Origin of the sequence: Actinomadura sp. DC4 (assembly GCF_030406325.1) — a bacterium.
GTDB lineage: Bacteria > Actinomycetota > Actinomycetes > Streptosporangiales > Streptosporangiaceae > Actinoallomurus.
Genome location: NZ_JAUEQY010000002.1, coordinates 238,747 through 257,862, shown reverse-complemented (window position 1 = coordinate 257,862; position 19,116 = coordinate 238,747). Strand labels below are relative to the sequence as shown.

The following is a 19,116-nucleotide window of genomic DNA, read 5'->3' as shown; positions in this document are numbered from 1 at the left end:
CGCGAAACCGGCAGCGGATGAATGCCGCGCCACGAGGACCCGCCCGTTCGGCGCGGTCCGGTCCATCCCGTCTTCGGGTGACGTGAGGGAGGCCGGCGCGTGCGGATTACGGTGATCGGCTGTTCGGGCAGCTTTCCGGGACCCGACAGCCCCGCGTCCTGCTATCTCGTCGAGGCCGGCGGCTACGCGCTGCTGCTCGACCTTGGCAGCGGGGCGCTCGGCGCCCTGCAACGCCACATCGGCCTCTACGACATCGACGCGATTCTCCTGACTCATCTGCACGCCGACCACTGTCTTGACCTCTGCGGTTACTGGGTGGCGCGGAGATACGCGCCGAGCGGCCCCAAACCGCGCATTCCGGTGTACGGGCCGGCCGGCGTCGCCGACCGGATGGCCCGTGCGTACGACCTCGATCCCGAGCCCGGCATGTCCGAGGCGTTCGACTTCCACACCCTCTCTCCGGGCACCTTCGAGCTCGGACCGTTCACCGTGACCGCCAAGCCGATGAGCCATCCGGTCGAGACGTACGGCTTCCGGGTGGAACACGATGGCGTGGCCCTCGCCTACTCCGGCGACACCGGCGTGTGCGAGGCACTGGCCGACCTGGCCCGCGGCACCGATCTGCTGCTGGCCGAGGCCTCCTTCGTCGAACGGCCGGGCCTGCCGCCCGGCCTGCACCTGACCGCGCGGCAGGCGGGGGAGTACGCCGCGCGCGCGGGCGCCAAGCGGCTCGTGCTCACCCACCTCGTGCCGTGGAACGACAACAGCAACAGCCTCGCCGAGGCGAAGGAGAGTGGCTACCGGGGAGACATCGAGCTGGCGTTCCAGGGGGCCGTGTACGACCTGTGATCGGGGGTCGCCCGGTCTCGATAGGGTTGGCCTCATGGCGCGTCCCGACGATCGTTCAGCCGACCAGCTTCGTCCCGTGACCATCCGCCGCGGATGGCTCACTCACGCGGAGGGCTCGGTCCTCGTGGAGTTCGGCGGCACACGCGTGCTGTGCGCCGCGACGGTGCAGAGCTCGGTGCCGCGCTGGCGCCGCGACTCCGGGCTCGGCTGGGTGACCGCGGAGTACTCCATGCTGCCCCGGGCGACCACCACACGTAACGACCGCGAGTCCGTGCGCGGCAAGATCGGCGGCCGCACCCACGAGATCTCGCGGCTGGTCGGCCGGTCGCTGCGGGCCTGCGTCGACTTCAAGGCCCTCGGCGAGAACACCATCCTGCTCGACTGCGACGTGCTGGAGGCCGACGGCGGCACCCGTACGGCCGCGATCACCGGCGCGTACGTCGCCCTCGCCGACGCGATCACCTGGATGCGCGACCGGAAGATGCTCAAGACGAGCCCGCTGGTCGGCTCCGTGGCGGCGGTGAGCGTCGGCATCGTGGACGGCGAGCCGCGGCTCGACCTGTGTTACGAGGAAGACGTCGCGGCCGAGACCGACATGAACGTCGTGTGCACCGGCGACGGCCGCTTCGTCGAGGTGCAGGGCACGGCCGAGGGCCAGCCGTTCGACCGCGCCGAGCTCGACGCGCTGCTCGACCTGGCGGCCGGCGGTTGCGCCGACCTCACCCGGATGCAGCAGGAGGCCCTGGGCTCGTGAAGGTCGTACTCGCCACGCGTAACGAGGGCAAGCTCGTCGAGCTCCGCCGGATCCTCGTGGACATCGACGTCGTGGGGTTGGAGGAGTTTCCCGACGCACCCGACGTCCCGGAGACCGAGCTGACGTTCGCGGGCAACGCCCTGCTCAAGGCCCACGCGATCGCCGAGCACACCGGCCTGCCGTCGGTGGCCGACGACTCGGGCCTGTGCGTCGACGCGCTGAACGGCATGCCGGGCGTCTTCTCGGCCCGCTGGTCGGGGCGGCACGGCGACGACGAGGCCAACCTCGACCTGCTGCTGGGCCAGTTGTCCGACGTCGCGCTCGAACACCGGGGCGCCCGCTTCGTCTGCGTCGCCGCGGTCGCCTGGCCCTCCGGCGAGGAGCAGACCGTCGAGGGCGAGCTGACCGGGCACGTCGTCGGCGCGCGGCGCGGGACCAACGGCTTCGGCTACGACCCGATCTTCGTACCGGACGACGAGACCCGTACGACGGCCGAGCTCGACCCGGAGGAGAAGGACGCGATCAGCCACCGCGGCAAGGCCTTCCGTGCCCTGTCCGAACTCCTGCGTCAGAGCTCGTAGAGGTCCGGCCCCGCCGTACCCGTCGTGAGGCGCTCTAGCGGGCGGGGACGCGGAGGCGGACGTCGGTGCCGGTCGGGCCCGTGCGGAGCTGGACCAGGGGGCACAGCATGCGCACGCCCCACAGGCCGAAGCCGGCGCGGACCATCGGGTCCGGCGGGAGGAAGCCCGGCAGGCCCTCGGGCTGCCAGTGGCCGCCGTCCGACACGTCGACCACAAGATCGTTTCCCTCGGCCCACGTGCGGCAGGTGACCGGGGGGAGGCCGTGCCGGATCGCGTTGGTGGCGATCTCCGTCGTGGCGACCAGCAGGTCGTGCAGGCGGGCCGAGGAGACACCGTGGTCCTCGGCGTGGCCACCGACGAAGGCGCGCAGCGCGCTCAGGTCGATGTCGTCGACCGTCATCGTGGGAGCGTCCGGCGGGACCGGGTCGAGCGGCTCCCGGTCGACGTCGGCGTAGACCGTCAGCGGGTCGCGGTAGGCGTCGTTGACGTGCGGGCCGGCGACGCTGACCAGCTCCGGATGGGTGTGGACCACGCCGTCGAGGATGCCCTGGTCCGCGCCGCGCCGGTCGTACACGCAGAGCACGACGGCGTCGAGGTCGGCGAACGTCTGGTTGACGATCGACTCGTAGCGCGTCCATTCGGCGATCTCGGCGGCCGAGTCGCCGTCCCAGTCGGGCTCGGCGAGGACACGGATGCGCGCGCCCGCGTGCTCGGTGATGAAGGCGCTGTAGGCGGCGATCGTACGCGTCGGCTGGGAGTACCAGTGGGCGGCGTCGCGGTAGGTCACGGCGTCGGAGCCGACCGCCCGGCGCAGGTCGTCGATGGAGGAACCCCGGACGACGGCGATCACGGCGTCGCCCGACTCCAGACCCTGTCGCAGGAAGGGGACGGACGCGTCGAGGAACTCCTGGTGGTCGGCGTAGATCAGGGCCCGGTGGATGAGTTTGGTCACGACGCCCTGCACCTGCCGATCCTCAGCCAGGGGAGCATGGGGCCGCCGACGAGCTGGACGACCTCGGTCAGGTCGGGCGACGGGTCGTCGAGGGTGAGGCTGCCGCGAGCGGCCATGTTCATCGCCGCTCCGGCCATCATGTTCAGTGCGCCCAGGTCGACGAATCGAAGGTCACGGACGTTGAGGTGAATGTCGCCGCCCTGCGCGATCACGGCGTGGAGGGCCTCGGCGAACACGGTGTGCCGCGCGCCGTCGAGCTCGCCCCTGAGGTGTAAGCCGCGCGGCTCGAACGTGCGTGTGATGGTGAGGACTCCGTCATCGAAGTCGGGATCGGCGCCCACGAGAACCTCGTGTGTCTCCTTGAGTGCGGTGAGCTCGTCGTATGTGCACGAACGCCGGTCGATCTGACAGATGGCCATGGCCGTCGTGCTGGGCGCGATGGCCGCGTCGAGGCCGGCCTCGCAGTCCAGGACCCGGTCTCGGCCGCTCCGCTGCCGGATGGCCCAGCTCATGTCCGCCGTGACGCGTACGCCCCGGAACCGGTCGCGCTCCGCCCGGGCCAGCACGTCCTCGAGGGACGCGACCATCCGGCCGGGGTCGAAGACCCCGGCCGTCAGGCAGGCCTCGGCGCGTGGGAGGAGCGCGAGCTGGCCGGTGCGGAGGTAGTTGCGCGGATCGAGGTCACCGCGTGCCCGCAGGCCCGGCAGGTCACGTGGATCGGAGTCCGTGATGTAAATGACCTTGTCGGCCGCCATCAGCCCGTCACGGAGGAAGGCACCGACCACATGCTCCTGTTCCTCCTGGCTGGAGTAGGAGAACCACGCATGGTCTCCGGGCAGCATCTGGCCGACGGATCGTTCGGCGAACCAGCTCTCCATAGGCTCCACCCAGCGTGGCATCGGCAGGCGACTCTAGCTTAGGTCCATGGACGCAGCGTGACGACTCTTTCACTTATACCGATTTCAACCGGCTCAGCGAGGATGCGGGTCGAAGGCACCGTACCGGCCATGGTGGTAGAGAAGGGGTTCGCCGGAAGGTCCCAGCTCAGAGCCGATGACGAGCCCCACCACGAGCCAGTGGTCGCCCAGCGCGATGGTGTCGTACGGCTCGCAAAGAAGGTGGGCCGCCACCCCGCCGAGGATCGGCACGTCGTACGGGCCGGCCCGCCAGCGGGTCGGTGAGCCGAACCGGTCGATGCCCCGGTCGGCGAACCGCGCCGCGACCGCGGCCTGGTCGCCGCCCAGCACGTTGACCGCGAAGAACTCCGCCTGCCGCAGGTCCGGCCAGGTCCTCGAGTCGCGGGCGACGCAGAACGACACCAGCGGCGGATCCAGGCTGACCGAGGTCAGCGAGGTCGCGGTCAGCCCGACCGGGCCCGGCCCGGTGACCACGACCACTCCCGCGGCGTGCCGGCCGAGCGCGCGGCGGAATCTCGCGGCGTCCACGATCGGGGTCTGCTTCACCCGCGTGCCCATTGACCGCCCGCCTCCGAGATCCGTACGGCCGCCGCCCACTCGGCGAGGATCTCCTCGATCCGGTCCAGGTCCGACTCGACCACCGCGAGGCCGGGAGTGGGCACGGTCGCGCCCAGTTCGACCAGCAGCGGCCGCAGGTGCACCTCGACCGCGAGGGCGTGCCGCGGCGAGCCCATCACGAGCAGCGGCAGCGCGGTGACGCCGGCCAGCGAGCGCACCCGGTCCAGGAACACCTTGAGCAGCCCGGTGTAGGTGCCCTTGTACGTGGGGCTGGCGACCACCAGCACGTCGGCCGAGGTGACGCGCTCGATCGCGTCCTCGACCGCGACCGAGGCGTGCGAGCCGAGGAGCACGGGCGCCAGCGCGGTCAGGTCGATGACGTCGGGGGTCGCGTCCGGGACCAGCGCCCGCGCCGCCTGCGCGGCGACCGCGTGTGTACGCGACGCCGGGCGCGGGTTGCCGACCAGGACGACCACGCGCGGACCGTTCCTGGGAGCCGTACCCACGGAACCACTCTGCCCGTTCACCTGCTCGCTCATGCGGCCTCCTTCAGCAATCCGAGGCGGGTGAGTTCGGGCAGCACGCCTTCGCCGAACCAGTACGCCTCCTCCAGATGGGGGTAACCGGACAGGACGAACTCCTCGATGCCGAGCGAGGCGTACTCCGCGATGCGCTCGGCCACCTGGGCGTGGCTGCCGACGAGCGCGGTGCCCGCGCCGCCGCGTACGAGACCGACGCCCGCCCACAGGTTCGGGTAGATCTCCAGGTCGTGGGCGGACCCGCCGGTGCGGTACTCCTCGTGCAGGGACCGCATCCGTGCCTGGCCCACCGACTCGCTGCGGGCCAGGCCCTCCTGGGCGGCCGCGATCTCCGCCGGGTCCAGGTCGTCCAGCAGCCGGTCCGCGGCCGACCAGGCCTCCTTGGCCGTGTCGCGGGTCACCACGTGCAGCCGGATGCCGAAGGTCAGCCGCCGGCCCTCGCGCTCGGCCAGTTCGCGGATCCAGCCGATCTTGCGTTTGACCAGTTCGGGAGGTTCGCCCCAGGTCAGGTACACGTCCACGTGCTTGGCCGCCACCGGGCCCGCGGCGGCGGAGGACCCGCCGAAGTAGAGCCGGGGGACGGGGTCCGGCGGCGTGGAGACGGTCGCGCCCTCCACGTCGTAGTAGTTCCCGCCGAAGTCGAACGGCTTCTCGCCCCACGCGCCGCGCAGGATGGCCAGGAACTCATCGGTGCGGGCGTAGCGCTCGTCGTGGGAGAGATGGTCGCCGAAGCGCGCCTGCTCGACGGTCTCGCCGCCGGTGACGATGTTGAGCAGCAGCCGGCCGCGGGAGAGCCGCTGGTACGTCGCGGCCATCTGCGCGGCCAGCGTCGGCGACAGGAAGCCGGGGCGGAAGGCGACCAGGAACTTCAGGCGCTCGGTCTCGCGGGTCAGCGCGGCCGTGGTCAGCCAGGCGTCCTCGCACTGCGTGCCGGTCGGCGTGAGCACGCCCTCGAAGCCGAGCTGCTCGGCCGAGCGTGCGATCTGCGCGAGGTACTCGATGTCCGGCGGGCGCTGGACGCCGCGCCGCGCGGCGCCGTGGCCGCCGCCGACGAGGTTGCGGCCGTCGCCGCCCGTCGGCAGGAACCAGTGGAACTTCGTCATGATGATCCTCCTGGGACGGTGTCGTTGAACTGCCGGTCCACGAAGTCGCCGAACTTCAGCCGGCCGGGGATGAGCTTGGCGTCGGAGAAGGCGTCGGCGAGCTGCTGCTCACCGGCGATGACGGCGTCGTCGATCGGCACGGGCCTGGTCACCCGCCGGCGCGCGGCGACCCGGGTGACCGCGAGCGGCAGCCCGATCTGCGCCGACCAGGTCTTCGCCCACTGGTCCTGGTGGGTGGCGGCCCAGACGGTCGCGCGGTCCAGCCGGACCAGGTAGTCGCGGATCGCCGCGACCTTGGCCTTGTCCTTCAGCGCCTTGGCGGCGGCGACGTTGAAGTTGTAGTTGGTGCCGAAGCCGTTGCCCGACACCAGCGTCCGGGCGCCGGTCTGCGCCTCGGCCTGTGCGGTGTAGGGGTCCCAGATCGACCAGGCGTCCACCCGGCCGGAGCTGAAGGCCGACAGGGCGTCGGCCGGCTGGAGGTACTGCGGCTGGATGTCGCCGAACCCGAGCCCGGCCTTCCTCAGCACGCTCAGCAGGAGCGCGTGTGCCGAGCTGCCCTTGGCCAGCGCGATCTTCTTGCCCTTGAGGTCCTGGATGGTACGGATCGCCGATCTCTTCGGTACGAGCACTGCCTGCGCCGCGAGGTTCTGGTCGCCGGCCGCGACCACCTTGATCTTCGAGCCCGCCGCGGCGGCGAAGATCGGTGGTGTGTTGCCGACGGCGCCGAGGTCGATCGCGCCCGCGTTGGCGGCCTCGAGCAGCGGCGGCCCGGAGGTGAACTGCGACCAGGTGATCTTGTACTGGACGCCGCTGAGCTGGCCCGCGGCCTGGAGCAGCGCCTGCGACCCGGCCTTCTGGTCGCCGACGTGCAACGTGACCTTCGTCAGGTCGACCGAGCCGTCCTTGCGGATCGCCGCCGCGTCGCCGCCGCCGGCGTTCCCGCAGCTCGCGAGGACGACGAGCGCGCCGAGCAGGGGGAGCAGTCTCTTCATCCGGTTCCCTCCTCCACGCCGAGCCGCAGCAGCAGCTCGGCTCGCAACGTGACCAGGTCCTGCGGCCGGCGCGGCCGCTCGGCCTCGACAGATGACTCGTAGGCGATCCGGCCCTCGCCGAGCACGAGGACACGGTCGGCCAGCAGCAGCGCCTCGTCGACGTCGTGGGTGACGAGGAGGACGGCGAGCCCGTCCTGCCGCTGCCACAGGTCGAGGACGAGGCGGTGCATCGTGATCCGGGTCAGCGCGTCCAGGGCGCTGAACGGCTCGTCGAGCAGCAGCAGGCCGGGCTCCCGTACGAGGGCGCGGGCCAGGGAGGCACGCTGGGCCTCGCCACCGGACAGCGTGAGCGGCCAGGCTCCGGCGAGCTCACCGAGCCCGACCTCCTCCAGCGCCTTCCGGGGGTCGGCCCCGCGAGGGAGGCCGAGGGCCACGTTGTCGATCACGCGTTTCCAGGGCAGCAGCCGCGGCTCCTGGAAGGCCACCGCCACCGTCCCGTCGACGGTCAGCTCGCCGGTGGTCTCCCGGTCGAGCCCGGCCAGCGCCCGCAGCAGCGTGGACTTGCCCGAGCCGCTGCGGCCCAGCAGCGCGACGAACTCCCCCCGCGCGATGGCGAGGTCGAGGCCGTCGAGGACCGTCCGGTCGCCGAACGCCCGGGTGAGGCCGCGGACGCTCGCGACGTACGGCGCGGCTACGCGGGTCGGAAGGCTCGTCGCCATGCCAGGGCCCTTCTCTCGATGAGGCGTACGAGGGCGTCGGTGAGCAGGCCGAGAGCGCTGTAGACGATCAGCCCGACCACGATCACGTCGGTGCGCATGAACTCGCGGGCGTCGTTGATCATCCAGCCGAGGCCGGCGTCGGCGTTGACCTGCTCGGCGACGATGAGCGCCAGCCAGGCGACGCCGAGGCTCTGCCGCAGCCCGACCAGCGTCTGGGCCAGCGCGCCGGGCAGAATCACGTGCCGGATCAGCGCCGTACGGCCCAGCCGCAGCGTCCGGCCGGCCTCGATGAGCCGGTCGTCCACGCCACGGATGCCGGCGAAGGTGTTGAGGTAGAGCGGGAACGCCACGCCGAGCGCGACCAGCGCCACCTTGGGCGTCTCGCCGATGCCGAACCAGAGGATGAACAGCGGGATCAGGCCGTAGAAGGGCAGTGCGCGCAGCATCTGCATCGGCGGGTCGATGGCGTTCTCGCCGAGGCGGCTGAGCCCGGAGGCGAGGGCGAGCACGATCGCGACGGCGGCGCCGATGACGAAGCCCTCGGCGACCCGCCGCAGGGACACCGCGATCGCGTCCGGGAGCGTCCCGGCGGTGGTCAGGTCGGCGGCCGTACGGGCGATCTGCACGGGCGCGGCGATGAGGCGTTCGGGGAGGAGGCCCGCGGAGCTCGCGGCCTGCCAGAGGAGGAGAAGGACGATCGGGCTAATGAGCCGGAGCAGACCGGCCGACCCGGGAACACGGAGGCGTGTTCGGGCAGCCTGCCGGGCCGGCCCCAGATCCAGGGCGGGTGAGGACATGACAAGGAGACCCTTTGAGAGGTGAGTGGTGGGGAGCGGTCGCGCGCTCCGGAGGCCGACGTCGTCAGACGGTCGGCGCACACAGCGCGCTGGCCTGGCGTCGAAGATCGACGTGTAGGCGCACAACGAGGGGCTGACCGGTACTCACGCGCCCATCGTCCGCAACCAAACCGACAAAGTCAACCAGTTATATAGGGAATATTCGCCTCGTACGATCGGGGGCATGGCAGTCGTGGCGGTCGTCACCGGGGCGGCGAGCGGGATCGGGCGGGCGACCGCACTGGCACTCGGCGCGCGCGGGCTGAAGGTGATCTGCGCCGACCTCGACGCCGACCGTGCGGGAGAGGTCGGCGTCCCGTACGCCGTCGACGTGGGCGACGCCGAGGCGATGGAGCGGTTCGCGGCCTGGGTGCTCGCCGAGCACGGCGCCCCGGCCATCCTGGTCAACAACGCCGGCGTCGGGATCGGCGGGTCGTTCTTCGACCACACCGTCGCGGACTGGCGGCGGATCGTCGACGTCAACCTCATGGGCGTCGTGCACGGGTGCCTGTTCTTCGGCCCGCAGCTGACCGGGCGCGGGCGCGGCCACATCGTCAACGTCGCCTCGGCCGCGGCGTTCACCCCCACACGGATGCTGCCGGCGTACGGCGCGACGAAGGCGGGTGTGCTGATGCTCAGCGAGAGCCTGCGCGCCGAGCTCGCCGGTACGGGCGTGGGCGTCAGCGCGGTCTGCCCCGGCTTCGTCGCCACCGGCATCTACCGCGCCGCCCGGCACGCCGGGGTCGAGGCCGCGGAGGAGAGCAGGCGGCGGGAGCTCACCGAGCGCCTGGCGGGCCGGTGGGCGCCGGGACCGGAGGTCGCGGCGAGGGCGATCATCCGTGCCATCGAGCGCGACCGCCCCGTCGTCCCGGTCACCGCCGGCGCCTGGGGCGCGTACGCCCTGTCCAGGATCTCGCCGGCGGCCATGCGGCGGCTGGCGCGCCTGGGCGGCGAGGACCCGTTCCGGGTGGTGGAGCGCTTGTTCCGGTCGCGGGGCGCCGGCGCGGAGTAGGCCTTCCGGTTCCGGCCAGACCGCACCTCTAGGCATCGGTTGCGTCGTCGGTCATGATCCGAGGTTGTTCATGGCTTATTTCCGGATTTCCGGATTTCCGGTGACGCGGCCTACCCCTGCCGGCCGCGTCCCGGGAGAGATCCAGCCCTGACAGGAGGTCGGATTGAACCCCCGCCGCCGAGCCGCGATCATCTTCGCGGCCCTCATCAGCATGGTCCTGCCCCTGGCCGCCATCCCCTCCGCCGGCGCCGCGGTCGACGCGTCCAAGCTCAGTGTCGGCTTCGGCTGCGCCTCGGCGCGCGCCGGTCAGCTGCACTGCTTCGGCCGCATCCGCGCGCACCGCGCGAGCAACGGGAAGGTCGCCCCGCTCACCGTCACCAGCCCCACCGGTCTGCTCCCGGCCGACCTGCAGTCGGCCTACAACGTGGCCGGGCTGGACGGCGGCGGGCGTACGGTCGCGATCGTCGACGCGTACGACGACCCGAAGGCCGAGGCCGACCTCACGCACTACCGCTCGCAGCTCGGCCTGCCCGCCTGCACGACCGCGAACGGCTGCTTCAAGAAGGTCAACCAGAGTGGCCAGACGTCGCCGCTGCCCGCGACGGACTACGGCTGGGCCGAGGAGATCAGCCTCGACCTGGACATGGTCTCGGCGATCTGCCCGAGCTGCCACATCCTCCTCGTCGAGGCGAACGAGCCCACTGACGCCGCGCTCGGCGCCGCCGTGGACGCCGCCGCCGCCACCAGCGGCGTCGTGGCGATCTCCAACAGCTACGGAGGCGCGGAGGACGCGACCATCCTCACCGCCGACGCCCACTTCAACCACCCGGGCATCGCGGTCACCGCGAGTTCCGGCGACTCGGGCTACGGCGTGAGCTGGCCGGCCTCGTCCCAGTACGTCACCGCGGTGGGCGGCACGACGCTGAACCGGGCGAGCAACGCGCGCGGCTGGACCGAGACCGCCTGGTCCGGCGCCGGCTCGGGCTGCTCGGCGTACGAGCCGAAGCCGTCCTGGCAGCACGACACCGCCTGTGCCAGGCGGACCGTCGCGGACGTCTCGGCGGTCGCCGACCCGGCCACCGGAGTCGGCGTCTACGACACCTACAACAACTGCGGGACCAGCGCGTTCTGTGACTTCCTCATCTCGCTCGGCCTTGTGTCGGGGCTGGACGGCTGGGCCGCGGTCGGCGGGACGAGCGCGTCGTCCCCGATCATCGCGAGCGTGTACGCGCTGGCGGGCAACACGGGCGGCATCACGTACGGCTCGTACCCGTACGCGCACACGTCCGCGCTGTTCGACGTCACGTCCGGCTCGAACGGAAGCTGCGGCGGAACGTACCTGTGCACGGCCGGGCCCGGCTACGACGGCCCCACCGGCCTGGGGACGCCGAACGGAACCGGCGGCTTCTGAGGTACGGACGCGGCGGTCGTGCGCTCCACGCACGACCGCCGCATTCGCCTGCCCCAGGGGCTCGACCGCCGAAGTCGGCCGCGTGGTCCACCGCCCACTGCCGGAACGTACGGGCGGGCGCTCCGGTGACCGTACCCACGGTGGCGGTGACCGGCTCGGGTTCGCGTGCCATCGCGGCCCACGCGGCGAGCGCACCCTCCGCCACCACCTCCGGCCAGCCGCGCGTGACAGGCCGGCGGGGTCGGTCAGGTCGCCGTGCGTGACCTCGACGCCGTCCGGAAGGCGCGCGGGCGTACGGGCCACGGCGCGGACCTCCGCGCCGGCAGTGGCGAGCTCGGCGACCACCTCACGGCCGACCTTTCCGGTCGCGCCGATGACAAGAACCGGGCTCATGAGGCGAGAGGCTAAGACGTCGACCTAAGTTGAGGTCAAGCCGTCTTTCGGCGGGAAGGGGAGACCGGCCTCGAGGTGGGCGAGCGCGCGGTCGAGTTCGGCCGGTGCGTCCACGCCCGGGTCCTTGGCCCAGCGGAACATCACCTCGAGCATCACGCCGAACACCGCGCCGCTGAACGTACGGACCGCGGCGTCGTCCGGAGCGCCGCCCTCCCGCGCGGCCACCATGTCGGTCAGCATCCAGAGGTTCTCGGTCAGGTTGTTCAGGCTGGCACCCCAGAGCGCGGGCACGGACAGCACGAGCAGGATGCGTTCGCGCTGCACGTTCAGCTCGCCGGAGGACATGGCGACGAAGGTCTCGCGCAGGGCGCCCCGCAGCACCTGGATCGGGCTCAGCCCCGGCGGTTGCGCCCGGAACGCGGCGATCAGCACCGGGTCGTAGTCGTCGGTGATGACCAGGTCTTCCTTCGTCGGGTAATAGCGGAAGACCGTACTGGGGGAGACCTCGGCCGCCTCCGCGATCTGTTCGACCGTGGTGGCGTCGTAGCCCTGCGCGCGGAACAGGCGTACGGCGTGCTCCTGGATGGCGGCCTTGGTCTTCGCCTTCTTGCGCTCCCGGAGCCCGGGTACGGCGCGGTCGCCTTCAGACAGCCTCATGTTCTGATTCTGGCCGTTCGGAGCGGCCGGACCCAACCTCACCGGGCCGCCGCGACGGCAGGAACAATCCGAGGAGCGCGGCGAGCACCCCCAGACTCGCGGAGACGACGAGCAGGACGTCCATCCCGTGGACGAACGCCGCCCGTACGTCACCGGCCAGCGCCGCCGACCCGGTGCGGCGCGCGACCTCGAGCCCGCCATAGACACCCGTTCGTACTTCGTGCACCACGATCGGCGGGAGCCCGGTGAGGTCGAGGTGGCCGCGGTAGCCGGAGTTCAGCACCGAGCCGAGGATGGCGGCGCCGAAGCTGCCGCCGACCATGCGCACCGCCTGGATGAGCGCCGACCCGACGCCGCCGGCCTCCTCGCGCAGCGTGCCGATAGCCGCGTCCATCGCGACCGGCATCACGAACCCGAGCCCCAGCCCGGCGACGGTGATCCACGCGGCGGCGAGCCCGTACCCGCTGCCCGCCGAGGTGGTGGCGCCGGCGAACATCGCGCCGGCCAGCAGCGCGTATCCGAGCCCGACCACGGCGCGGGCGCCCGCGCGTACGGCGAACCGGTCGGCCACCGCGACCCCGGCGAGCATCCCGCCGATCAGCGGCAGGAGCCGTACGCCGCCGCCCATGGCGTCGGTGCCGAGGACCGCCTGGAAGTACTGCGGTACGGCGAACAGGACGCCGAACATCACGAAGTTCACGGCCGTGCCGAGCAGGGTGCCCACGCTGAATGAGGCGTTGCGGAACAGCGTCAGGTCGACGAGCGGCTCGTTCGCGCGCCGCTCCCAGGCGACGAAGCAGGCGATCAGCACGGCGCCGCCCGCCAGCGGGCCGGTGGCGGTGACGTCGCCCCAGCCGTACTGGCCCGCCTGGATCACGCCGTACGTGAGGGCCGCGAGGCCGGCGCTGGAGCCGATCACGCCGGGCACGTCGAGGCGCCGCGGTCGCGCGTCGCGCGACTCCGGCAGCCAGGCGGCGGTGGCGAGCAGGGCGAGGACGACGACGGGGACGTTGATGAGGAAGACCGCGCCCCACCAGAAGTGGCCGAGCAGCCAGCCGCCGAGGATCGGCCCGACGGGGTACCCGACCATGCTGGCGCCCATGACGACGGCGATGGCCCGCCGGCGCTCCTCGTGCGCGAACAGCGTGGGCACGACGCCGAGCACCATCGGCAGGATCACGGCGCCGCCGAGCCCGAGCACGGCCCGCGCGGCGATGAACGCTCCCGCCGAGGGCGCGTAGGCGGCGGCGAGTGAGCTACCGCCGAAGATGACCAGGGCGATGAGCAGCATCTTCTTGCGGCCGAACCGGTCGCCGAGCATGCCACCGGGGATCATCGCGGCGGCGAACACCAGCGTGTACGCGGCGACGAACCACTGCAGCTGGGAGGTGGACGCGTGCAGACCGGTGGCGAGGGCGGGCAGAGCGAGACTGAGGATCGTCACGTCGAAGCCGACGGCGAGCACCGCGAGCACCAGCGCACCGACCGCCCACCACCGCCGAGCACCGAGCGTTCTCATGAGACACCGCCACCATTTAGAAGTAGACCAGCTTTTGAGAGTCTACTTCCAAAATTCTGCCGGGCAAGGGAGTGGGCGGCTCAGGTCGGTAGGCGGCTCAGGGGGAGGCGGTCGCGGGTCTCGTCGTTCTGCGGCGTGTAGACCGTGATGCGGAACTCGGTGGCGGACGCGATGGTCAGTTCGGTGCGTTCGAAGATCAGGTCTCCGGCCGCCGGGTGCCGGAAGTGATGCGTACGGACCGATGGCTCGGCCACCTCGTGGCGGGCCCACAGGTCGGTGAACTCCGGGCTGATGTCGAGCAGGCGCCGGATGTCCTCCTCCCAGGAGGGATCGCCGACGTATCGGCCGTACGAGGAGCGCAGCCGGGCCACGAGGTGGGCGACCTCCTCGTCGTAGTTGAGGAACCGTTCGCGCGCCTGGGGCTCGGTGACGCAGCACCACAGGAGGTTTCGGTGGACGCACGGCAGGCCGTGCCAGCCCACGAACAGGCCACGGTGTGCCGCGTTGGAGTCGATGACGTCGAACCGCATGTTGGTCAGCGAGGCCGGGAGCGGGTCGAGACCGTGCAGGATCTCGACCAGCGCGCCGGGCACATCCGTCGGACGCACCCCGGTGCGCGCCGGGGTGGCCTCGGCCAGGCGGTAGAGGTGCTCACGCTCGGCTCGGTCGAGCCGCAGCGTGCGGGCGACGGCGTCGAGCACCTGACCACTCGCGTTGATCGGGCGGCCCTGCTCCAGCCATGTGTACCAGGTGATGCCGACACCGGCGAGCAGCGCCACCTCCTCGCGACGCAGGCCGGGCGTGCGCCGACGCGGCCCCGGCGGCAGCCCGACGTCCTGCGGGCTCAGCCGCGCCCGGCGTGCCTTGAGAAAGCCGCCCAGCGCGGCACGCCGTGGCCGGATGGCGGTCTCGGTCATCGCGCCCCCTTCGCCGACGACCACAACCGTACGCGCCGGGTCCGACATTCCCGCTTTACGTCAGTGCGCCCGCGCGGCCCTCCAGGTAGTGCTTCTCCGGTGCGCTGGTCGCGTAGCGCGCGGCGGTCCGGTAGCTCTCCAGCGCGTCGTCCGGGCGTCCGGACATCTCCAGCAGATGAGCGCGTACGGCGTGGAGCCGGTGGTGGCGGGCCATCCGTTCGTCGGACTCCAAGGGGTCGAGGACCTCAAGGCCCGCCTGGGGTCCGTGCACCATGGCGACCGCGACGGCACGGTTGAGCGTCACCATCGGGCCCGGCGCGATGGTCTCCAGGAGCTGGAAGAGCGCCAGGATCTGCGGCCAGTCCGTCTCTTCGGCGGCCGGCGCCTCGTCGTGGAGGGCGGCGATCGCGGCCTGGATCTGGTAGGGGCCGAGCCGGCTCGTACGGGCCAGTGTCTCGGTGGTGAGGGCGACGCCCTCGGCGATGAACTCCCGGTTCCAGCGGCCCCGGTCCTGTTCGGCCAGGGGGATCAGGGAGCCGTCCTCGCGGGTACGCGCGTCGCGGCGGGCCTCGGTGAGCAGGATCAGCGCGAGCAGCCCGGCCACCTCGCCGTCGTCGGGCAGGAGCCGGTGCAGCAGGCGGGTCAGGCGCAGGGCGTCGCGGGTCAGGTCGTGCCGCTGCAGCCAGGGACCGGCGGTGGTCGTGTGGCCCTCATTGAGCATGAGGTACAGCGCGTGCAGGACCGCCCGCAGCCGCTCCTCGCGCTCGCCGGGCGGCGGCAGGGCGAAGGTCGCGCCCGCCTTGCGGATGCTCTGCTTGGCGCGGCTGATGCGCTGCGCCATCGTCGCCTCGGGTACGAGGAACCCCCGGGCGATCTCGGCCGTGGTCAGCCCGCCCACCGCCCGCAGGGTCAGCGCGATCTGCGACGGCGGCGACAGCGCCGGATGGCAGCACAGGAACAGCAGAGTGAGGGAGTCATCGCTCGTACGGGGCTCGTCGGCCGGCGGCGCCGCGAGCGGAGCGTCGAGCGCGTCGGTGTCCTCACGCCGGCGCCGGGCGCTGTCACTGCGCACCCAGTCGACCAGCCGCCGCGTGGCGACGGTGAGGAGCCAGCCGTACGGATTGTCGGGCGTGCCGTCTTTTGGCCACTGGGTGGCGGCGGCGAGAAGCGCCTCCTGTACGGCGTCCTCGCAGGTGTCCAGGGTGCCGTGACGACGCATGAGCGCACCGAGCACCTGCGGCGCCAGCCGGCGCAGCAGATCCTCCAGGCCTTCCTCACCGTCGGGAAGCCCGGCCGGCTCCGGAGTGCCGTCCAGCACAGAACCGCCTCCCTCCTCCTGACGCGTGAGCGTACCCCCGGCGCCAGGCCGCCGGCTGGCCTGGCCCTTTCGTACCAACGCGGGTAAAGGGCGGATACGCTCGGCCGATGGCGCGACCTTCGATCTTCGAGTACGCCGGCGGGACGCCCGCGTTCCTCGCCCTCGCCACCGCGCACCACGAGCGCTGTCTGCGGGACCCGGTGCTGAACCACCCGTTCTCCCATCCCGGCCACCCCCAGCACGTGGAGCGACTCGGGAGCTACTGGGCCGAGGTCTTCGGCGGCCCGCCCGCCTACTCCCGGTCGTGCGGCGGCCATTCGGGGATGCTCGGCGTCCACGCCGCCCAGGGCGCGGAGGAGGACCTGGGCCGCCGCTTCGTGAACTGCTTCGTCCAGGCGATCGACGACGCCGGCCTCCCCGACGACGCGGAATTCCGTCGGGCCCTGCGGTCGTACATGGAATGGGCGGTCGCCGAGGTCATGGCCTATTCGCCGAAGGGTTCGCAGGTCGCCCCGGACCTGCCGACTCCCCGCTGGTCATGGGACGGCCGGCAGACCTAGGGAAACGCCGACCTCGGCCCGTGGGGGGCGTGGGGAGCGGAAGCCCCCCACATCGGGGGCTCCGGGGGTCGCCCCCCGGGCTGGCACAGCGTGGGGCCGGTGGGATTCGAACCCACACTGGCGCGATCCTAAGTCGCGTGTCTCCTGCCTGATTGGACTACGGCCCCTTTTCGGGCGGGTCTCAGACGCCCAGTTCGCGCAGGATGCGCTCGACGTGGCCCGTGGCCTTCACGTTGTAGAACGGTTTTTCGATCTTGCCGTCGGCGTCGACGATGAAGGTCGAGCGGATCACGCCCACGATGGTCTTGCCGTACAGCTTCTTCTCGCCGTACGCGCCGTACGCCTGCAGGACCTTCGTGTCCGGGTCGGACAGCAGGGGGAAGGCCAGCGAGTCGCGGTCGCGGAACTTGGCGAGCTTCGGGGGTTCGTCGGGGGAGATGCCGAGGACCGCGACGCCGGCCGCGTCGAGGGCCTGGAGGTGGTCCTGGAAGCCGACGGCCTCCTTGGTGCAGCCGGGAGTCATCGCGGCGGGGTAGAAGTACACGACCACACGTCGGCCGCGGTACGACGACAGCGCGACGGGCTTTCCGTCGGCGTCGGAGAGAGTGAAATCCGGGGCGGCATCCCCCGGCTCCAGCCGCTGTTCCGTCACGAGACCACCTTTCCGTCGAGCCGACCCCCAACCCTACTCGTCAAGGTCCCGCCACAACGGGAACGGGTACACAGTGGGGCGGGAAGCGGTACCGCGGGACCGTACCTGACAGACTGATCATTGCTCTGCCTCGGTGAGTACCGTTAGGCCGCAGGAGGTTACGTCATGGCCGACAAGACCCGCGACCCCGCGGTGATAGAGAGCGAGATCGAGCGTACGCGCGACGATCTCGCGCGCAGTATCGACCTCCTCGCCGATCGTCTGAGCCCCAAGCGCGTCGCGCGCCGGGGGATGGCGAAGGCGAAGGAGGAGGCGGGGCACGTCGCCGCGGACATCGGCGCGATGGTACGGCGCGAGCCGGCGGACCGGCGCAGCCCGCTCACCGGGCCGGTGCTCATCGGTGCCGGGCTCGTCGCCACGACCGTCGCGGTGAGTCTGCTGCTGCGCCGCCGCCGTGTCTGAGAGCCCCGGCCCCCACCGCGGGGCCGGGGTCCGCACCTCAGTCCGAGACGGCCACCAGCTCGCGTGAGCCCGAGATCTTCCTGACGTGATGGCGAAGCCGGCCGGCCCCACAGCGTGCCGAACTCCAGGAAGCCGCCGAGCACGCCGCGCCGCTTCGTCGGGGCGTACTCCTCGATGAACGTGGCCGCGCCGCCGTACTCGCCTCCGGTGGAGAAGCCCTGGACGAGCCGTACGAGGAGCAGCAGGAGCGGCGCGGCGAAGCCGATGGTGGCGACCCATTCGATGCGGTTCCCCAGCGCGGGCGCGACGACGGCTCGTCGTACGGTCGCCTGATCGGGCGGCTCCTCGGGCTCGGCGGCGAGAGGCTCCTCCTCCGAGTCCTTCTCCCAAAGGATCAAATGGTCGTAACGGACGGTTCAAAACCTCTTACTTAACGACATTGCGCAAGGCTGCCCGCTCGAATCGACCCCGAACGCGGGGCTGTAACCGCCGACTTGCGGACACCGATTGCTACGGTGACCCAGTCAAGATCAGGGGGAGGGGTTCGTGTCTGGTCGGCTGACACCGGTTCAGCGCTGGATTCTGGGCCCGTCGGCGATCTTCGCCGACGTCAGTGGGTTCGCGGTCGACCGGCTCGGGGTGAGGGACGAGAAGCAGCAGAAGGAGGCCCTGGAATTCCTGACGGGGCCGTCATGGGGGTTCGAGACCACACAGGACCTGCTGGACCAGGCGGACATCCTGGTGCAGCACGGCCACCGGGCGGAGTTCGCCCAGACCGCGCAGATGGCGATGCTGCCGCCGGCCGCGCGTGCGGAGTTCACCGACCTGCTCCGGCAGATGGGCGCCCTGGTCAAGCGCAAGGCGGCGGGCCCGGGCTCGATCGGGCCGGCGATCCTGCGGCGGCTGGTGGTGTTGCGGTTCGGGGTGGCGTACGCACCGCTGTTCGACGAGTTGCACGGAGGCGGCGATGACGACGTCGGGTCGATGGAACTGCTGGAGATGCGGTCCTTCCTGCACTCGATCTTCACCGACCCGGACTACGCGGACGAGGAGCCCAAGCGCCTGGAGATGTGGCTGGACCCGACGTTCCCGCGTGAGCCGAGCCGCTACATGATCTGGGACTACGCCCGGGTCATGCTGCTGCTCCGCTGCGGGTACATGGCGGACTGGCTGCCGGAGCCGTTCTGCTGGGACCGGCTGTTCATGCTGGCCATGGACGTGCAGCGGCACTACACGTCGTGGCACGACATGGCAACGTGCTACCTGCAGGGACGCCTGATGTGGTCGGGCGGCGCGGCCTCTCGCCAGGAGGTCTTCGAACGCTGCGCGGACCGGCTCGCCACCGACCCCGAAAGCCCGTGGAACATGACCCCGTGGAACCTCCCCCTCCGCCGCGACTGGCCCTGACCACGCGG

Annotated in this window: 22 protein-coding genes, 1 tRNA gene and 2 pseudogenes; 8 read left to right on the top strand and 17 right to left on the bottom strand. The window is 71.6% G+C overall.

Annotated elements, in window-relative coordinates; all coding sequences use genetic code 11:
* Window positions 1-99: 99 nt before the first annotated feature.
* From QWU11_RS03760 to rdgB, 3 genes are read left to right on the top strand one after another with little or no spacing between them, the layout of a single operon-like run.
* Window positions 100-849 carry an MBL fold metallo-hydrolase gene (locus QWU11_RS03760; protein WP_290103567.1) on the top strand — a complete coding sequence of 250 codons (750 nt, stop codon included), beginning with the start codon at window positions 100-102 and terminating at the stop codon, window positions 847-849.
* Window positions 850-883: 34 nt separating this feature from the next.
* Window positions 884-1,603, top strand: a complete 720-nt coding sequence (gene rph, locus QWU11_RS03755) for a ribonuclease PH (RefSeq protein ID WP_290103566.1) — start codon at window positions 884-886, stop codon at window positions 1,601-1,603.
* Complete coding sequence (rdgB, locus tag QWU11_RS03750) at window positions 1,600-2,184, top strand: RdgB/HAM1 family non-canonical purine NTP pyrophosphatase (RefSeq protein ID WP_290103565.1); 585 nt, start codon at window positions 1,600-1,602, stop codon at window positions 2,182-2,184. Before rph ends, rdgB begins: the two co-directional genes overlap by 4 nt.
* 34 nt (window positions 2,185-2,218) lie before the next feature.
* Here rdgB and QWU11_RS03745 read toward each other — a convergent pair whose 3' ends face one another.
* The 9 genes from QWU11_RS03745 to QWU11_RS47190 all read right to left on the bottom strand — a co-directional run bounded on the left by QWU11_RS03745 (window position 2,219) and on the right by QWU11_RS47190 (window position 8,909).
* A complete protein-coding gene (locus QWU11_RS03745) occupies window positions 2,219-3,136 on the bottom strand; it encodes a sensor histidine kinase (RefSeq protein WP_290103564.1) in 918 nt (305 codons plus the stop codon).
* On the bottom strand, window positions 3,133-4,014 hold the full coding sequence (locus QWU11_RS03740; protein WP_290103563.1) for an MEDS domain-containing protein: 882 nt from the start codon (window positions 4,012-4,014) through the stop codon (window positions 3,133-3,135). Before QWU11_RS03740 ends, QWU11_RS03745 begins: the two co-directional genes overlap by 4 nt.
* A 93-nt stretch (window positions 4,015-4,107) precedes the next feature.
* A complete protein-coding gene (locus tag QWU11_RS03735; protein WP_290103562.1) occupies window positions 4,108-4,611 on the bottom strand; it encodes a flavin reductase family protein in 504 nt (167 codons plus the stop codon).
* The gene (locus QWU11_RS03730; protein WP_290103561.1) at window positions 4,596-5,150 is read right to left on the bottom strand and encodes an NAD(P)H-dependent oxidoreductase; all 555 of its coding nucleotides are present in this window, start codon (window positions 5,148-5,150) and stop codon (window positions 4,596-4,598) included. The genes QWU11_RS03735 and QWU11_RS03730 overlap by 16 nt, the downstream gene beginning before the upstream one ends.
* Window positions 5,147-6,256: an LLM class flavin-dependent oxidoreductase gene (locus tag QWU11_RS03725; RefSeq protein ID WP_290103818.1), complete on the bottom strand. Its 1,110-nt coding sequence runs from the start codon at window positions 6,254-6,256 to the stop codon at window positions 5,147-5,149. The genes QWU11_RS03730 and QWU11_RS03725 overlap by 4 nt, the downstream gene beginning before the upstream one ends.
* Entirely contained in the window at window positions 6,250-7,245 is a 996-nt protein-coding gene (locus tag QWU11_RS03720) for an ABC transporter substrate-binding protein (RefSeq protein ID WP_290103560.1), read from the bottom strand. The genes QWU11_RS03725 and QWU11_RS03720 overlap by 7 nt, the downstream gene beginning before the upstream one ends.
* Window positions 7,242-7,964: an ABC transporter ATP-binding protein gene (locus QWU11_RS03715; RefSeq protein ID WP_290103559.1), complete on the bottom strand. Its 723-nt coding sequence runs from the start codon at window positions 7,962-7,964 to the stop codon at window positions 7,242-7,244. The genes QWU11_RS03720 and QWU11_RS03715 overlap by 4 nt, the downstream gene beginning before the upstream one ends.
* Window positions 7,937-8,761, bottom strand: coding sequence for an ABC transporter permease (locus QWU11_RS03710; protein ID WP_290103558.1), 825 nt, complete (start codon window positions 8,759-8,761; stop codon window positions 7,937-7,939). The genes QWU11_RS03715 and QWU11_RS03710 overlap by 28 nt, the downstream gene beginning before the upstream one ends.
* A 64-nt stretch (window positions 8,762-8,825) precedes the next feature.
* Complete coding sequence (locus tag QWU11_RS47190; RefSeq protein WP_354670806.1) at window positions 8,826-8,909, bottom strand: putative leader peptide; 84 nt, start codon at window positions 8,907-8,909, stop codon at window positions 8,826-8,828.
* A 75-nt stretch (window positions 8,910-8,984) separates the two neighbouring features.
* On the opposite strand from QWU11_RS47190, the gene QWU11_RS03705 reads away from it, so the two are divergent.
* On the top strand, window positions 8,985-9,812 hold the full coding sequence (locus tag QWU11_RS03705; RefSeq protein ID WP_290103557.1) for an SDR family NAD(P)-dependent oxidoreductase: 828 nt from the start codon (window positions 8,985-8,987) through the stop codon (window positions 9,810-9,812).
* A 163-nt stretch (window positions 9,813-9,975) separates the two neighbouring features.
* Window positions 9,976-11,223, top strand: a complete 1,248-nt coding sequence (locus tag QWU11_RS03700) for a S53 family peptidase (protein WP_290103556.1) — start codon at window positions 9,976-9,978, stop codon at window positions 11,221-11,223.
* A gap of 234 nt (window positions 11,224-11,457) precedes the next feature.
* Here QWU11_RS03700 and QWU11_RS03695 read toward each other — a convergent pair.
* From QWU11_RS03695 to QWU11_RS03675, 5 genes and pseudogenes are all read right to left on the bottom strand, one after another.
* Window positions 11,458-11,616 (bottom strand): annotated as a pseudogene (locus QWU11_RS03695) (NAD(P)H-binding protein); the annotation flags it as partial.
* Between the two features lie 24 nt (window positions 11,617-11,640).
* Window positions 11,641-12,273 carry a TetR family transcriptional regulator gene (locus tag QWU11_RS03690; RefSeq protein ID WP_290103555.1) on the bottom strand — a complete coding sequence of 211 codons (633 nt, stop codon included), beginning with the start codon at window positions 12,271-12,273 and terminating at the stop codon, window positions 11,641-11,643.
* Entirely contained in the window at window positions 12,260-13,792 is a 1,533-nt protein-coding gene (locus tag QWU11_RS03685; RefSeq protein ID WP_290103554.1) for a DHA2 family efflux MFS transporter permease subunit, read from the bottom strand. The genes QWU11_RS03690 and QWU11_RS03685 overlap by 14 nt, the downstream gene beginning before the upstream one ends.
* An 80-nt stretch (window positions 13,793-13,872) precedes the next feature.
* Window positions 13,873-14,709, bottom strand: a complete 837-nt coding sequence (locus QWU11_RS03680) for a helix-turn-helix transcriptional regulator (protein WP_290103553.1) — start codon at window positions 14,707-14,709, stop codon at window positions 13,873-13,875.
* Window positions 14,710-14,764: 55 nt separating this feature from the next.
* Window positions 14,765-16,027, bottom strand: a complete 1,263-nt coding sequence (locus tag QWU11_RS03675; RefSeq protein WP_290103552.1) for a sigma-70 family RNA polymerase sigma factor — start codon at window positions 16,025-16,027, stop codon at window positions 14,765-14,767.
* 107 nt (window positions 16,028-16,134) lie between these two features.
* Here QWU11_RS03675 and QWU11_RS03670 point away from each other — a divergent pair, with 107 nt between their 5' ends.
* A complete protein-coding gene (locus QWU11_RS03670; RefSeq protein ID WP_290103551.1) occupies window positions 16,135-16,587 on the top strand; it encodes a group II truncated hemoglobin in 453 nt (150 codons plus the stop codon).
* A gap of 91 nt (window positions 16,588-16,678) precedes the next feature.
* On the opposite strand, the gene QWU11_RS03665 is transcribed toward QWU11_RS03670, so the two are convergent.
* Window positions 16,679-16,754, bottom strand: a tRNA-Leu gene (locus QWU11_RS03665).
* A 14-nt stretch (window positions 16,755-16,768) separates the two neighbouring features.
* Complete coding sequence (bcp, locus tag QWU11_RS03660; RefSeq protein WP_290103550.1) at window positions 16,769-17,239, bottom strand: thioredoxin-dependent thiol peroxidase; 471 nt, start codon at window positions 17,237-17,239, stop codon at window positions 16,769-16,771.
* Between the two features lie 165 nt (window positions 17,240-17,404).
* On the opposite strand from bcp, the gene QWU11_RS03655 reads away from it, so the two are divergent.
* Complete coding sequence (locus tag QWU11_RS03655; protein WP_290103549.1) at window positions 17,405-17,701, top strand: DUF3618 domain-containing protein; 297 nt, start codon at window positions 17,405-17,407, stop codon at window positions 17,699-17,701.
* 104 nt (window positions 17,702-17,805) lie between these two features.
* On the opposite strand, the pseudogene QWU11_RS03650 reads toward QWU11_RS03655, so the two are convergent.
* Window positions 17,806-18,096 (bottom strand): annotated as a pseudogene (locus QWU11_RS03650) (MFS transporter); the annotation flags it as partial.
* A 151-nt stretch (window positions 18,097-18,247) separates the two neighbouring features.
* Between QWU11_RS03650 and QWU11_RS03645 the strand changes: the two are divergent.
* Entirely contained in the window at window positions 18,248-19,108 is an 861-nt protein-coding gene (locus QWU11_RS03645; RefSeq protein ID WP_290103548.1) for a DUF1266 domain-containing protein, read from the top strand.
* Window positions 19,109-19,116 lie beyond the last annotated feature (8 nt).

Excerpts from the sequence above, each read along its gene's own strand:
- rph (WP_290103566.1), top strand. The coding sequence starts at position 884 with ATGGCGCGTCCCGACGATCGTTCAGCCGACCAGCTTCGTCCCGTGACC.
- QWU11_RS03740 (WP_290103563.1), bottom strand. The coding sequence starts at position 4,014 with ATGGAGAGCTGGTTCGCCGAACGATCCGTCGGCCAGATGCTGCCCGGA.
- QWU11_RS03735 (WP_290103562.1), bottom strand. The coding sequence starts at position 4,611 with ATGGGCACGCGGGTGAAGCAGACCCCGATCGTGGACGCCGCGAGATTC.
- QWU11_RS03730 (WP_290103561.1), bottom strand. The coding sequence starts at position 5,150 with ATGAGCGAGCAGGTGAACGGGCAGAGTGGTTCCGTGGGTACGGCTCCC.
- QWU11_RS03720 (WP_290103560.1), bottom strand. The coding sequence starts at position 7,245 with ATGAAGAGACTGCTCCCCCTGCTCGGCGCGCTCGTCGTCCTCGCGAGC.
- QWU11_RS03715 (WP_290103559.1), bottom strand. The coding sequence starts at position 7,964 with ATGGCGACGAGCCTTCCGACCCGCGTAGCCGCGCCGTACGTCGCGAGC.
- QWU11_RS03710 (WP_290103558.1), bottom strand. The coding sequence starts at position 8,761 with ATGTCCTCACCCGCCCTGGATCTGGGGCCGGCCCGGCAGGCTGCCCGA.
- QWU11_RS03705 (WP_290103557.1), top strand. The coding sequence starts at position 8,985 with ATGGCAGTCGTGGCGGTCGTCACCGGGGCGGCGAGCGGGATCGGGCGG.
- QWU11_RS03690 (WP_290103555.1), bottom strand. The coding sequence starts at position 12,273 with ATGAGGCTGTCTGAAGGCGACCGCGCCGTACCCGGGCTCCGGGAGCGC.
- QWU11_RS03685 (WP_290103554.1), bottom strand. The coding sequence starts at position 13,792 with ATGAGAACGCTCGGTGCTCGGCGGTGGTGGGCGGTCGGTGCGCTGGTG.
- QWU11_RS03680 (WP_290103553.1), bottom strand. The coding sequence starts at position 14,709 with ATGACCGAGACCGCCATCCGGCCACGGCGTGCCGCGCTGGGCGGCTTT.
- QWU11_RS03670 (WP_290103551.1), top strand. The coding sequence starts at position 16,135 with ATGGCGCGACCTTCGATCTTCGAGTACGCCGGCGGGACGCCCGCGTTC.
- QWU11_RS03655 (WP_290103549.1), top strand. The coding sequence starts at position 17,405 with ATGGCCGACAAGACCCGCGACCCCGCGGTGATAGAGAGCGAGATCGAG.